At 65.7% G+C, this 14,754-nt stretch carries 8 protein-coding genes; 4 read left to right on the top strand and 4 right to left on the bottom strand.

The window, feature by feature from the left end; translation table 11 throughout:
* Positions 1–121: 121 nt before the first annotated feature.
* From AUL36_RS13600 to AUL36_RS13585, 4 genes are all read left to right on the top strand, one after another.
* Positions 122–2,245, top strand: coding sequence for a putative bifunctional diguanylate cyclase/phosphodiesterase (locus AUL36_RS13600; protein ID WP_062221634.1), 2,124 nt, complete (start codon positions 122–124; stop codon positions 2,243–2,245).
* 210 nt (positions 2,246–2,455) lie between these two features.
* Positions 2,456–6,469 carry a Pls/PosA family non-ribosomal peptide synthetase gene (locus AUL36_RS13595; RefSeq protein ID WP_062221632.1) on the top strand — a complete coding sequence of 1,338 codons (4,014 nt, stop codon included), beginning with the start codon at positions 2,456–2,458 and terminating at the stop codon, positions 6,467–6,469.
* A gap of 167 nt (positions 6,470–6,636) precedes the next feature.
* Positions 6,637–7,143: a MarR family winged helix-turn-helix transcriptional regulator gene (locus AUL36_RS13590; RefSeq protein ID WP_156418385.1), complete on the top strand. Its 507-nt coding sequence runs from the start codon at positions 6,637–6,639 to the stop codon at positions 7,141–7,143.
* 518 nt (positions 7,144–7,661) lie between these two features.
* The gene (locus AUL36_RS13585; RefSeq protein WP_062221628.1) at positions 7,662–8,774 is read left to right on the top strand and encodes a helix-turn-helix transcriptional regulator; all 1,113 of its coding nucleotides are present in this window, start codon (positions 7,662–7,664) and stop codon (positions 8,772–8,774) included.
* 157 nt (positions 8,775–8,931) lie between these two features.
* On the opposite strand, the gene AUL36_RS13580 is transcribed toward AUL36_RS13585, so the two are convergent.
* From AUL36_RS13580 to hutH, 4 genes are all read right to left on the bottom strand, one after another.
* On the bottom strand, positions 8,932–10,614 hold the full coding sequence (locus AUL36_RS13580; RefSeq protein ID WP_062221626.1) for a putative bifunctional diguanylate cyclase/phosphodiesterase: 1,683 nt from the start codon (positions 10,612–10,614) through the stop codon (positions 8,932–8,934).
* 188 nt (positions 10,615–10,802) lie between these two features.
* Positions 10,803–11,861 carry an agmatinase gene (speB, locus tag AUL36_RS13575; RefSeq protein ID WP_062221624.1) on the bottom strand — a complete coding sequence of 353 codons (1,059 nt, stop codon included), beginning with the start codon at positions 11,859–11,861 and terminating at the stop codon, positions 10,803–10,805.
* Positions 11,858–13,060, bottom strand: a complete 1,203-nt coding sequence (locus tag AUL36_RS13570; protein WP_062221622.1) for an aminotransferase — start codon at positions 13,058–13,060, stop codon at positions 11,858–11,860. Before AUL36_RS13570 ends, speB begins: the two co-directional genes overlap by 4 nt.
* Before the next feature lie 105 nt (positions 13,061–13,165).
* Entirely contained in the window at positions 13,166–14,698 is a 1,533-nt protein-coding gene (gene hutH / locus AUL36_RS13565) for a histidine ammonia-lyase (protein WP_062221620.1), read from the bottom strand.
* Between the last annotated feature and the right edge of the window lie 56 nt (positions 14,699–14,754).

Raw genomic sequence — 14,754 nt, 5'->3', positions numbered from 1 at the left:
AGGTCAGGCTCACGAATTAGATCACGTGAACGGGAGGTTCGTTCGGTCCATCGGAAAAAGTTGGCGGCGCAAGCCAAAGGCAGGGTTCGGTCACCGAGTTCATGACCACAAGGACGGATCGGTGATCTACGAAACCTTCGACGCCTCGGCCGGCACGGCGAATCTGCGGTCCATCGCGGACGCGTCGGTCGAGATCGCCGTGAGGGATGGCGATCCGTTCGGATGGAGAAGTCGCTGGTCGGTCTCCTGCGAGTTGGCGCGCCTCGTCGGCCTGCGTCCGGGCTCCGCGCGGTCGCGCCATGCCTTCCGCATTCTCCGGCATGTCCATCCCGACGATCTCTGGGAGAACTTGGCCAAGGTCCACGCCGCGCTGCGCGATACAGCACCGAGCAGCCTCGCCGATCTACGCTTCCGGCTGTCTACGCTGATGGATGGCGAGCGCTGGTACCGCTTTGTCGGGACGATCCTGCGCGACGCTTCCGGGGCTTTGGTTCGCGTTTCGGGCTCGCTCAGCGAAGCCGGTCAGGACGGCTACGACCAGCCCCAGGCGCGCGGTCAACGCGCGCTCCAAGCGGAATGGCTCCGCGTCAATGCCCAGCATGAGGCGGGTGGGGAGCGCTTCCGGCAGATCGCCATGAACTCCATCGATGGAATCTGCTGCACCGACGCGAACGGCATCGTCACCTTCTGGAATGCGGCCTGCGAGCGGCTTCACGGTCTATCCAGCGAAGAGATGATCGGCTGCCATATCGACCGTGTGAACGTACCGGAGGCACAGTTCGGTGACGCGTTCGAGGCGGCGGCCTTGTCGAAGCTCAATACGAGCTTCGAGTTCGAGGTTCTGGCGGCCGGCAACCAGCGCGCTTCCGTGGAATTGACCTGCTGCACCTGGCTGGAAAACGGTGAGCGCTGCTTCGGGTACATCGTCCGCGATACGAGGGAACGCAAGGCACGCGAGCGTTTCGTGGCCGAACTCGCCAGCCGCGATCCGCTGACCAGCCTGGCCAATCGCGCCGCTTTGACCGACCATATCGAGCGCTTGCGCGAAAGCGGACGGACCTTTGCCGTTCTCATGATCGACCTCGACGGGTTCAAGGACGTCAACGACACGCTCGGTCACGAGAATGGCGACGAGGTTCTGAAGGTCGTGGCGCTTCGAATGCTCGGCTGCATCAAACCGGGCGACATCGTGGCGCGGTTCGGCGGCGACGAGTTCACCATCGTCCTCGGCGGCGAGGATGCGTCCGCGCGCTGCCCCCTCGTGGCGCAGGAGGTGATCACGACCCTTTCCCAGCCGGTTTGGGTCGGGGATGAAATGGCGTTTCTGGGTGCCAGCATCGGCATGGCGCGCGCGCCCGAGCATGGCCGAACGCCATCGGCGCTCCTGTCCTCGGCCGACACGGCGCTCTACGTCGCCAAGGGGCAGGGGCGTGGGCGTGCCGTCTGGTTTGCTCCCGTGATGCGTCGCAAGGCCATGAAGCTCAACGCCTCCCGCCGGCAAATCCGCGACGCGATCGAGTGGAAGGAATTCGAACTTTTCTACCAGCCGCAATACGCGCTGACCGATCTCTCGCTGACGGGCGCCGAAGCCCTGCTGCGCTGGCGTCATCCGGTGGAAGGCATCCTGACGCCGGATCGGTTCTTGTCGGTTCTGGAAGGAAATCCGCTCGCCATCGAGGTGGGAGACTGGATCGTCGAGGAAGCCTGTCGTCAGGCAGCGATCTGGCGGCGCACACAGCCGAGCTTCCGCATGGGCGTCAACCTCTTCGCCGCACAGCTTCAGGACCCCGCGCTCGGCGCCAAGGTCGAAGCGGCTCTGGCGCAGCAGGGGCTCGGCGGCGATGCCCTCGAGCTCGAAATCCCCGAAACGGTTCAGCTCAGCGCCGACGCGAGGCTGAAATCCATGCTGGGTCGGCTGATGAAAAACGGCGTCGGCATCGCCTTCGATGATTACGGCACAGGCTATGCCTCCTTCTCCAGCCTGCGCGATTTCCCGCTCACCCGGCTGAAGATCGACCGAAGCTTCGTTCAGGGCATGGACACGTCCGAACTCGACAAGGCCGTGGTGGAATCGATCCTGCTCCTGGGCCGACGGCTCGGCGTGGACGTGATCGCGGAAGGCATCGAGACGGAAGCGCATCAAACGGCGCTCCGCGCGCAAGGATGCCTCGAAGGGCAGGGCTATCTCTTCGGCCGCCCGATCTCGGCGACGTCCTTCTCCCAGACCTATTTCGCATCGATCTGACGGCGGGCGCTTCGACATAGAAACGGCGCGCTCCCTAAACGCGCCCATCGCCAGCCGATGAGCGCTCGATCACGATCCCGTGTAGGGTTCTTAGCCACCGCAGGAAGTCTGCCCGTCATGCTTCCGCCGTCTTCATCTCGCGCTACGGCGTCTATATGCAGTCCTCGCGGCAGTGCGCCCGCAGCGGGTGGAACGGGATAAGACAGATCGATGCTGATCGAGCATGACGATGCGCCAAACGGGATCGAAGCCAGGATTTTCGCTCCCATCGCGCCGACGCCGCCCATGCGGGACGGCGAGCCCTATGCGCGCGACGAGATGCTGCACGAGATGTTCGAGGCGAGCGCGCTGGCCCATCCCGGCCGTTGCGCCCTCCGGCTTCTGGTGGAAGACCCGGACACCCATCGCCGGGTTTCGCTGAGCTATAGCGAGCTTCGCGACCGCGCGATCCGCTTCGCGCACCATCTGCGCGCCATGGGCGTGAAGCGCGGAGACCGCGTCGTCATCTGCCTGCCACGCGGTCTCGACCAGTATATGGCGATCCTGGGCACGCTCTGGGCCGGGGCCTGCTACGTGCCGGTGGACTGGACCTATCCACAGGACCGGATCGACTTCATCGCCGATGACAGCCGCGCGGTTCTAATCGTCACGGGCGAAGAGCGCGCGGGCGACATGATCCGCCCGACGCTCAGCGTCGACCAGCAGCTCGGCGAACTCGCCGCCGAGCCCGCCGGGCCGATGGACCGCGCCGAAACCGACGCGCAGCCGGACGATCTTGCCTATATCATCTACACATCCGGCACGACCGGACGCCCCAAGGGCGTCATGATCAGCCACGCCAATGCCTGCCATCTCGTGCGCTCGGAAAGCGCGATCCTGGCGCTCTCCGAGGAAGACCGCGTGTTCGGCGGATTCAGCCTCGCCTTCGACATGTCGGTCGAGACGATGTGGAGCGCCTTCTTCGCCGGGGCCGCACTTTACGTGGCGGACGAGCTTCTCGCCAAGGCCGGGCCCGACATGGCCAACGCGATCGAGCGCGAGGCGATCACCGTCTGGCATGTCGTGCCCTCGCTTCTGACGCTGGTCGAAAACGCGCTGCCGGCGCTGCGCATCGTCAATCTCGGCGGCGAGGCCTGTCCGCCCGATCTCGTCACGCGCTGGGCGCGGCCGGGCCTGCGCCTGCTGAACACCTATGGCCCAACCGAAACCACCGTCACCGCGACCTGGACCGAGGTCCAGCCGGGCCGTAAGGTCACGATCGGCCGCCCGCTGCCCGGCTATTCGGCCTGGATCGTGGACGAAACGCTGCATCCCGTCGCGGCCGGCGCCGAGGGCGAACTGGTGATCGGCGGGCCGGGCGTCGGCGCGGGCTACGTCAACCGGCCCGATCTCACGGCCGAGAAATTCGTCCTAACCCCGTTCGACACGCCGAGCGGCGAGCCGACCAAGGTCTATCGTTCGGGCGATCTGGTGCGGCTGGACGCAGCCGGCGATATCGAATTCATCGGGCGCATCGACACGCAGGTGAAGATCCGGGGCTTCCGCGTCGAACTCGGCGAGATCGAAGCCGTGATCGCCGAGGACCCCAGCGTCGCGCAGGCCGTGGTGCATCTCTTCAAGGACGATGACGGCGCGGAGTTCCTCGCCGCCTTCGCCGTGGCGCGCACCGGGGCCAGCATCGACCTCAACGCCGCGCGCGCCCGCGTTCGCGATCGTCTGCCCAATTATATGCGGCCCGCCGCCTACCAGCTGCTCGACGCGCTGCCAACGCTGCCCGCCTCCGGCAAGGTCGACCGCAAGGCGCTGGTGCGCCCGATCGCGGCGCCCGCTGAAGACCATGAGATCACGCCGCCCGAAACGGAGATGGAGCACGAGCTTCATGCCGTCTGGAGCGCCGTTCTGAACCCGCAGAAAGTCTCCGTTACCGACGATTTCTTCGAGGATCTGGGCGGCCATTCGCTGAAAGCCGCTCGCCTCGTTTCGGCGATCCGCAAGGTGCCGGGTCTGGCCGGCATCTCGATTCAGGATCTCTACGCCGCTCCGACCATTCGCGTGCTGGCCAAGCGCCTGGAGGTGATGGGGCGCGGCAGCGCCCGCGCCGAGGAGCAGTTCCATCCCGTTGACAAGGCGCGCCGTCGGCGCTGCGCCGTGATCCAGACCTTCGCGCTCATCCCGATCTATGCGATCGCCGGTCTGCAATGGTTCTTCCCCTATCTGGCCTATGTCCAGCTGGCGGGCGACTTCGACCGGGTGCCGGCGCTGATCCTCAGCGGCCTCAGCTTCATTCTGATTCCGCCGCTCGCGCTGCTTCTCTCGATCGTCGTCAAATGGGTGGTGATCGGTCGCTACAAAGCCGGCGATTATCCGCTCTGGGGCAGCTATTATCTGCGCTGGTGGTTCGTGCGGCGCTTTTCGGACGCGATGGCGACGCCCTATCTCTCGGGCACGCCGATCATTCGCGCCTATTATCGTCTCTTGGGTGCCAAGATCGGACGGCACGCCTTTATCGGGCGCGCCAATCTCGACGCGGCCGATCTGATCGAGATCGGCGAGGGCGCGATCGTCAGCGACTATGCGCTGCTCGCCACCAGTTCGGTGGAGCGCGGTCTCCTGCGCCTCGGCGCGGTGCGCATCGGGCGCGAGGCTTTCGTCGGCTCCATGGCCGTGATCGGGCGCGGCAGTTCGGTCGGTGATCGCGCCGCGCTGGAAGACCTGTCCGCCATTCCCGCCGGCGTCTCCATTCCATCGGGCGAATGCTGGAGCGGCTCGCCTGCCGAGCGTCAGGGCAGCTACGAGCCCGCACCCCATCCGGCGATCACGCCGCGGCGCCGATTCCTCAGCTATGCCGGGCTGACGCTGGCCGCCTTGATCCTGCCGATCGCGGCGCTCCTGCCGATCGCGCCGGGTCTTATCCTGCTGATCGAACTCGACTGGCACACGGAAGGCTATTCCTACCTTCTTCTATCGCCTTTCCTGGCGCTCACCTACGTCATCCTGATGTGCACGCTGACAGTGGCCGCCAAGCGTCTGATCCTGCCCAAGGTCGTGCCGGGCAGTCACAGCATCCATGGCTGGTTCTATCTGCGCTTCTGGTTCGTCCAGCAGATCAACGATCTGGCGCTTCAGCTTCTCCATCCGATCTATGCCACGCTCTATGTCGCGCCATGGTATCGGGCGCTGGGCGTGAAGGTCGGGCGGCGCGCCGAGATTTCGACCGCCTCCGCCATCGTGCCCGATCTCGTGGAGATCGGTCCCGAAAGCTTCATCGCCGATGCCGTGCTCTTCGGCGCGGCGCGCATCGAGCCCGGCCGTATCCGGCTGGCGCGCACCCGCATCGGTCATCGCAGCTTCATCGGCAATTCGGCCCTTCTGCCGACCGGCGCGCAGATCGGCGACGGCGTTCTGATCGGCGTTCTGTCCAAGCCCCCGGCGGACGGCAGCGCCGAGAAGCCGAACGGCACGTGGTTCGGCTCGCCCTCGATCAACCTGCCGAACCGCCAGACCGTGGCTCTGTTCGACGAAGGCGCGCGCTTCAAGCCGGGCGCTCGCCTCGTCGCGACGCGCCTCGCCATCGAGGCGGTGCGCGTCACGCTCTCGCTGACGCTGTTCCTCGGCTTCTTCAGCGTGCTTCTGTCGGTCATCGGCGATCTCGACGATCTCGACAATGGCGCGCTCTGGATCGCGCTGAGCTTCCCCTTCCTCTATATCGGCTTCGTGCTCGCCTGCGGCTTTTCGGTGGTGGCGCTGAAATGGCTGGTGGTCGGGCGCTACAAGCCCACCACGCGCCCGCTCTGGAGCCCCTTCGTCTGGCGCACCGAACTCGTGACGGCGACCTACGAGAACCTCGCCGTGCCCAACCTTCTGGAGCCGCTGCGCGGAACCCCATGGCTGCCGGCCTATCTCCGGCTGCTCGGCTGCCGCATCGGACGACGCTGCTACATGGACACGACCGATATCACCGAGCACGACCTCGTGGAGATCGGCGACGATGTGGCCCTGAACGATTTCGCCGGCCTCCAGACGCATCTTTTCGAGGATCGCGTCATGAAGGTCAGCGGCGTCAAAGTCGGCCATCGCGCCACGATCGGCTCCTACGCGATCGTTCTCTACGACGCCGAAATCGGCGAGGACGCGCAGCTCGGCGATCTCTCGGTGGTCATGAAGGGCGAGACGCTGCCCACCGGCACGTCATGGGAGGGTTCTCCGGCGCGGCTCGCCAGGTAACGCTTCGAACGCGCGAAAACCGGGCAGGCAGGTGATGGCCGGCCTGCCCGGATGTCACGACCCATTTTTCCCACGCGGAAAAAATGTTTGTGTCCGACAGTCTGGCTACTCCATAAGACCCAACATGCCGGACCATTGCGCCGGCCGAATCGCCCAGAGGTCATTTCGTGTCCGAAACGCCATCCACCGTCGATTTGATGTTTCTCCTGATCGACACGGCTCGCCACTTTCGGCAGGTTTCGGAACGCGCCCTCGAATCCAACCATTTGGGACTGACGCCAGGCGCGCTGCGCACGCTGGGATATGTCATGCGCTACCCCGACTCTCGCCAGGCCGTTCTGGCCGACCGCATGGATATCGAGCCCATGACCCTGTCGAGCTATCTCGACCGGCTCGAGAAATGCGGCGTGGTGGAGCGCCTCGAAGACCCGAGCGATCGGCGCGCCAAACGGGTCAAGCCGACGGACAAGGCGGTTGAAGTCGTCATGGAACTCGACCCCACGCTCGACACAATCTACCAAAGCATCACGCGAGGCATCGCGAAAAGCGAAATGGACGCGCTGGCAGCGGGGCTGCGCAAGATGCGAGCCAATGTCGCGACGGACACGAGTATCACCGCCCCCTTCACGCTCCTGCCCATCCCTTCAGCCGACGCGGCCTCGAAGGAGGCCTGAACCTGCGTGGGACGATAGCGCGCCTCGGCTTTCGGACGCCGCCTCGCTCGGTCGTCGGCCCTGCCGTGGACGGCGATCGAGCGGAAAGCGTCGGCGTCTCGGTCGCTCCCGTCACGCCGCCTGATGTCTTTGCGATACTTCCCCTCGCAGGGCCAAGACCAGACATGCCCCGCCGAGCCAAAGGTTCGATGAGGCCGCGTGTCCTCATCCTCATCGACTTGCGATCGAAATGGATTCCGCTGTGCCGCCATCCCTTGGTTCACGGCATGGGGATCACGAATTCGTGACAGGAACGACGCGTAGGGGTGCAGAACCGCCCACATATGCTTTCGCCTGGATACAAAAGCCAAGCTCATCTTCAACCCGACTTCTGGACATCGCGAATATCGTCCTCGAGGACTTCGTCCCCCAAAAGACTTTCGCTTCACGCCCATATCCTCTTGCCCTTGCTTGCCCCTTCTATTGAATAGGTGGTTCGCCAAAACCACTTGGCGTCAGCCAAGCGGGGGGCAAGCGGCGTGGATGCGGACGACACGGATCTGATCGAGATCATCTACACGGCCGGCCTCGTACCCGAACTCTGGCCCAAGGTCATCGAGAAGCTCGCCCAGAGGGTGGGGGCGTACGGCGGCTCGCTCTTCTCGCTGTCGGAAGGCCAACTTGCCTGGGAGGCGCCCGCTTCGACGCGGCCGATCATGGAGGCCTATGTCGAAGGCGGGTGGGACCGCAACAATCCCAGGCTCGAAGGCTTGTTGAACGCCAAGCCGCTGGGTTTCATGCGAGATCAGGACGTGATCGTGGGCAACTACGACGAATTGCCGATCGTCCGCGATTTTCTGCGCCCTCATAATATCTACGGCACGGCCGCGACGGTCATTCCTGGCGTGCGCGGCGATATCGCCGTCCTCTCAGTCGATCGTGGACGTGAGCCCGGTCCCTATACATCCGTCGAGATCGAAAGGCTGGACGGATTTCGCCCGCATCTGGCGCGCGCGATCGCACTCACCAGCCGGATGCGGATGCGCGAAGCCACGACGGCAGCGGCGGCGCTCCAGATGGTAGGGGTTCCCGCCGCCGTCGTGCGCCGGCAGCACGGGGTCGTCGCCACCAATGCCTTGTTCGACGCTCTTGTCGGGCCGGTCTTTCTGGCCACCGGCCACGGCCATCTCGCCTTGAGCGATCGGGCAGCCGACGCGCTGCTTCAACAGACGCTTCGCCGCCAGGAGCGGATGAACCCCACCGTGCGCTCCATTCCCGTCACTGGACAGGAGGGCGCGATCGGCGTCCTTCATGTCATCCCCGCGTGCCGGCAGGCGCTGGATATCCTAGGGCCGGATGCAAACCTTCTCGTCTTCGCACAGCCGCACGAAGGCGCCCCGGTGAATCCCGACTGGCTGCGCTGGCTCTACGACCTGTCGCCGACCGAAGCGCTCGTCGCCGCGCATCTCACGGCCGGACTGACGCTGGAAGAAATCGCGCAGCAGCGCAACACATCGCGGGACACGACCCGCACGCAGTTGAAGGCCATCCTGCGCAAGACGGGCTTCAGCCGGCAGACCGATCTGGTCCGATCCCTGGGCGGCTTGAACACCCTGTCGCCGCAGCTTCTAAAGCCGGGCGGCGCAAGCTAGAGCGGTTTCGGCGAAAGCCGGATGGCGTTCGCGCCAGGACATTGCGATCGACAAGGGCTCGGAGCAGGGCCGACAAACCGATGTCCGATGGATGTGGTCTTGAAGTTTTTGGTCCGGTTCGACGCGCGGCCCGAGTTCAGGCCTCGGCAGTGTCCTATCAGGCCGATTGCGAATGGTCCGAACGCGCGCGGCGCCAGTAGGCGTCGGGCTGAGGGCGGCCCAGGAGGAACCCCTGCACATGCCGGCATCCATGCTGGCGTAGAACCGCGAGTTCCTCTGACGTCTCGACCCCTTCGGCAGTCGCCGTCAAACCATAACCCTCGCACAAGGACAGGACGGATCGGATCACGGCAGCGGACGCGCTCGTCTCATTGACACCGCTGACGAAGCTGCGGTCGATCTTGATGCGGGTGAGGGGCAGTTCCTTGACCATTCGCAGCGAGGAAAACCCGGTTCCGAAATCATCCAGCGCAATGCCGACGCCCAACCCGCGCAGCGAACCCAGAATGTCGCCGGCGAGGTCGGGGTCGGACAGGACGGCGGTTTCGGTCACTTCCAGTTCCAGCCGATGCGGTGCGAGGCGAGAGGCTTCCAAGGCCGACAACACCACGTCGACGAAGCTGCGATCGCGCAGCTGCGTGGTGGAGACGTTGACGGAAACGGTCAGATCGTCCGGCCACAGCGCCGCGTCATGGCAGGCCCGTCGCAGAACCCAGGCACCGAGTTCGGGCATGAGCCCCAGCGTCTCGGCCAACGGCACGAACTCGGCGGGGGATATGTATTTGCCGGTCTGATCCTTCCAGCGCAACAAGGCCTCGTAGCCGACGGTTGCCAAGCTGTCGGCCTCGACCACCGGCTGGTAGTAGAGTTCGAAGTCGAACAGCGCCATGGCTTGGCGCAGCTTGAGTTCCATGACGCCGCGCGACAGTGCTTGCGCGTTCATGCTTTCATCGTAGATTTCGAAGCGACCGCGGCCGTTTTCCTTGGCGCGGTAGAGCGCGAGATCGGCATTGCGCAGAAGCGTATGCGCCTCGCATCCATGGCTCGGCGCATGGGCGACGCCGACGCTCGCGCCCACAACGACGACTGCGTTGCGCGCCGCGATCGGCTCCGACAGACTATGGACGATTCGCTCGGCAAGACGCGCCGTGTCTTCGGATCGGGGCATGTCGAGCTGAAGAACCGCGAATTCGTCCCCGCCCAAGCGCGCCACAAGGCTTCCGGGAGACACCACGGCCCGAAGGCGGGCGGCCACGATTCTCAGGACATCGTCGCCGACTGCATGCCCGAAGGAATCGTTGACCGGTTTGAAGCGATCGAGATCGATATAATGGACCGCCAAACGACCGCCGTAGATCAATTGGGCGGTCTCGGCGTCGAGCTGGTCCAAGAAATAGGTGCGGTTGGAGAGGCCGGTCAGGGCATCGTGGCCGGCCTGATAGGCCAGCGAATGGGCGACTTCGCGCTGGGCCGAGATGTCGCAGGTGACTTTGGTGAAACCGATATGATTCCCCGCTTCGTCGCGCATCGCATCGATCACGACATGGGCCCAGAACTGCGAGCCGTCCTTACGGACCCGCCACCCCTCTTCACTGAAGCGCCCGCGCTCAAGGGCATGTGTGAGATTGAGTTGGGGGATCAAACGCTCCCGCTCGCTTTCGAGGTAGAACACCTCGAAATTCTGCCCGAGGATCTCCTGCGCCTCGTAGCCCTTGGCGATCTGTGCGCCCGGGCTCCAGTTCAGAACAATTCCGTTCACGTCCAGCATACAGATGGCATGGCCGGTGACCGCTTCGACCATGAGCCGATAGATACGATCTGTCAGAGCGCCGTGGGCCACGTGAAATTCTCCAGTCCGGCCCTCAGGTTGACGCTCAGTGGTGACGATTTAATTGACGATTCGTCTCGCAAGGTCGGAAGAAAGGCAGCGCCTACGGACGTTGCTCGCGCGCAACGGTCAAACAGGCTGCAAGGAAGTGGGTCACGGCGAGCCGACGCCGCGACCTCCGATCCGAGCCGGTCGAAGCGCTATCGATCCCGCGCGCCCGCAAGGCTCGGCGCAAAGGGCAGAAGGCTCAGGATTTCGAACAGCATCTGCGCACCCGCCTGCGCGGTGTTGGTGGTCGCGTCATATTGCGGAGCGACCTCCACCACGTCGCCGCCGACGAGATCGACGCCCTTCAGGCCGCGCAGCAGAACCTGCGCCTCCCGCGTCGAAAGGCCGCCGATCTCGGGCGTGCCGGTTCCCGGCGCGAAAGCGGGGTCGAGGCTGTCGATATCGAAGGAGAGATAGGTCGGCCCATCGCCCACCACGGCGAGCGCCCGCTCGATCACGGCGGCAAGGCCCATTTCCTGCACTTCCTCGGCATGGATCACGGTCATGCCCGAGGCCGTGGAGAACTCCCAGAGATAGTCCGACGAGCCGCGAATGCCGATCTGGATCGTGCGACGGGGATCGAGCACACCTTCCAGAACGGCGTGGCGGAACGGCCCACCATGGTGGAAGCGGCACTGGTCGAACGGCCCGGATGTGTCGCAATGGGCATCGATATGGATCATGCCGACGGGACGTTCGCGCCCGACCGAGCGCAGAATCGGCAGGGAGATCGAATGGTCTCCGCCGACGCTGAGCGGGATCACGCCGGCGGAGACGACGGTGCGGATCGTGGCCTCGATGTCCTCATGCGACAGGTCGAGATGAAAGCGGCTACGGAAGGGCACGTCGCCGCAATCGGCCACCCGCATTTCGCGCCCCGGCATGGTCCGCAGAACATGATTGTAAGGGCCGACGCGCTCGATGGCGCGCAGCGCGCGCGGGCCGAAACGGCTGCCGTTGCGATTGGTGACCCCGAGATCCATGGGCACGCCGATCAGCGCGATATCGAGATCGGAGAGATCGGGCGCGGTCCAGTCCACCGCGCGATAAGGCGCGTCGAGAAGCGTCGGCAGACCGGCATAGGGCGCGACTCGCGTGCCCTTGGCGTCGAAAAGGCGCGAGGCGACCTCGGCGAAATGCGGGTCGTAGATGCGGGTTTCGTTCTCGCCCGAAAAGCGCGCGCGCAGCGCCTCCAGCGTTTCGTCGCTCATGCGGCTACCTCATTCCTCGAAAACAACGTGTCGGACAGAGCCAGCCGGTCCGCGAAGCGCTCGAGCCTCGCGATATCGACATTGGCGAAGGCGACGCGCAGGAAGCGCTCTTGCCCTGGCCCGAAAAAGGAGCCGGGCAGCACGAGAAGCCCCAGCTGCGCGGCCAGCGCCTTGGCCACCTCCACATCCGTCCGGTCGGGGAAGGGATGTTCGACAAAGCAGAAATAGGCGCCGATCTGCCGGATCGGCCAGTCCGGCCGCTGCGCCATGGCGCGGCGGAAGGCGTCGGCCTTATCTAGAACGGCCCGTGTCTTCTCGGCGCGCCAATCGGCGGTCTCGGCAATGGCGGGCGCCAGCGCCACCTGCGCCGGGCGCGGGGCGCAGATCTGCATACAGTCGAGGATCGTCTCGGCGGCCGACAGAAGCGCGGAGCCCGCCGTCATCGCGCCGAGGCGATAGCCCGGAATGGCGAAGGATTTGGAGAAAGAATAAAGGTCGATCAAATGATCGCGCCAATCCGGCTCGGCAAACAGCGCATGGGGCGCGGTCCCACCCACGAAGTCGCGATAGGTCTCGTCCAGAATGAGATACAGCCCGCGCCGTCGGCAAAGGTCCAGGAAGGCGGCGATCGTCTCCGGCGGGTAGATCGCGCCGGTCGGATTGTTGGGCGAGACGAGAACGATCGCCCGCGTCGTCGCATCGATCCGCGCTTCGGCGGCTTCCACATCCGGCACGAAGCCGTTTTCGGCTCGGGTTTCCAGCGCGCGGGGCTCGATACCCAGAAGCTCCAGCGTCATCTGGTGGTTGAAATACCAGGGAACGGGCAGAAGCACAGAATCGCCCGGTTTCGCCACCGCCATCGCGGCGACGAAGAAGGCCTGGTTGCAGCCCGCCGTGATCGCTACGTCGCCCGGCTCGATCCGAGCGCGGTAGAAGCGCGAGCAGTCCTGCGCATAGGCGGCGCGCAGCGCGTCGTCGCCGAGGATCGGCCCATAGCGGGCGGCTCCGGCGTCCGCGCCCTGCTGCGCCAGCCGGCGCGACAGGGCCTCGGGCGGCGGATCGCCCGGCACGGCCTGGCTGAGATCGACGATCGGGCCGTGCGTCCCGTCATAGGCGGCCAGCCAACCCTTCGCGACGGGAATAGGGGGCGGCAGAACGGCGCGCGCCAGGGGGTTGGGCTGAGGCGGAGGCGCTCTCATGCGCTTGTGTCTCCCATGCGGGGCCCGGCGGAATCGGGCAAGGATGCGCCTATCCTGTCGGGAGCCGAGGCCGGGATCAAGCGCCGGCCTCGGCCTTATCTAAGGTCAGCCGAGCGCGGGAAGCGCGATGGCGGAAGCCGCTTCGGCCACCTGACCGCTGCGCACCATGTCGATCGCCGCTTCCAGATCGGGATGGAAATGGCGGTCGTCCGTCAGGGTCGGCACGCGGGCGCGAACCAGCGCGCGCACGGCCTCCAGAGGCTGGCTGGAGGCAAGGGCGGGGCCGAGATCGCAGCCCTGCGCGGCCGCCAGCAGCTCGATGCCGATGACGCCATAGGCGTTCTCGACCATGGCGAGAAGGCGGCGCGCGCCATGGGCGGCCATGGACACGTGGTCTTCCTGATTGGCCGAGGTCGGAATGGAATCGACGCTGGCCGGCATGGCGCGCTGCTTGTTTTCCGACACCAGCGCGGCGGCCGTCACCTGCGGAATCATGAAACCCGAATTGAGGCCGGGGCGCGGGGTGAGGAAGGCGGGCAGGCCCGACAGCGCGGGATCCACCAACATGGCGATGCGCCGCTCGGAAATGGAGCCGATCTCGCAGACGGCCATGGCGATCATGTCGGCCGCGAAGGCGACCGGCTCGGCGTGGAAATTGCCGCCCGACAGCGCTTCGTCCGTATCGGCGAAGATCAGCGGATTGTCGGACACGCCGTTCGCCTCGTCTTCGAGGGTCGCGGCGGCTTGACGCAGAATATCGAGCGCCGCGCCCATGACCTGCGGCTGACAGCGCAGGCAATAGGGGTCCTGCACGCGGGGATCGTCCACCCGGTGCGAGTCGCGGATCGCCGAGCCCGCCATCAGCGCGCGCAGCGCCGCTGCCGCCTCGATCTGCCCGCGATGGCGGCGCAGCGCGTGAATGCGGGGGTCGAAGGGCGTATCCGAACCACGCGCGGCGTCCGTCGACAACGCGCCGGTCACGAGCGCGGAATGAAACAGGCGCTCGGCCTCGAACAATCCGGCCAGCGCGTTGGCGGTGGAGAATTGCGTGCCGTTGAGAAGGGCGAGCCCTTCCTTGGCCGAGAGTTCGATCGGCGCCAGACCCGCCTGCTCCAGCGCGGTGAGGGCAGGCAGGCGCGCGCCGTTCACGAAGAACTCGCCCACCCCGATCATCGCCGCCGTCATGTGCGAGAGCGGAGCGAGATCGCCGGACGCGCCGACCGAGCCCTGGCAGGGCACGACCGGAACGAGACCCCTGGCGAGAAGCGCTTCGAGAAGCGCGATCGTCGTGCGCGCCACGCCCGACGCGCCCTGGCCGAGGCTCGCGAGCTTCAACGCCATCATGAGGCGGCAGACGGACACGGGCATCGGCTCGCCGACGCCCGCCGCGTGGCTGAGCACGATATTGCGCTGGAGGGTCGCCAGATCCTCGCCGTCGATGCGAACGCTCGCCAGCTTTCCAAAGCCCGTGTTGATCCCATAGACCGGCTCGCCGCGCGCCAGAATGCGCGACACCGCCGCCGCCGAGGCGTCCACCGCAGGCAGGCAGGCGGGGTCCAGTTCCGGCACGGCGCCGCGATAGATCGCGCGCCAGTCGTTGAGGGTTGCGCTGCCAGGGGTCAGGCGAATCGGGGTCATGAGCCTCTCCAGACGGGGCGAGATGATGCGGAAAGCATGGAGCCTGCGAGCGATCG

The organism is Aureimonas sp. D3 (assembly GCF_001463805.1).
GTDB lineage: Bacteria > Pseudomonadota > Alphaproteobacteria > Rhizobiales > Rhizobiaceae > Aureimonas > Aureimonas ureilytica_A.
Note: the sequence above shows the minus strand (reverse complement) of the source record. Positions and strands in the feature narration are given on the sequence as shown.

Coding starts and splice junctions, on each gene's coding strand:
- AUL36_RS13595 (WP_062221632.1), top strand. CDS start 2,456: ATGCTGATCGAGCATGACGATGCGCCAAACGGGATCGAAGCCAGGATT.
- speB (WP_062221624.1), bottom strand. CDS start 11,861: ATGAGCGACGAAACGCTGGAGGCGCTGCGCGCGCGCTTTTCGGGCGAG.
- AUL36_RS13570 (WP_062221622.1), bottom strand. CDS start 13,060: ATGAGAGCGCCTCCGCCTCAGCCCAACCCCCTGGCGCGCGCCGTTCTG.
- hutH (WP_062221620.1), bottom strand. CDS start 14,698: ATGACCCCGATTCGCCTGACCCCTGGCAGCGCAACCCTCAACGACTGG.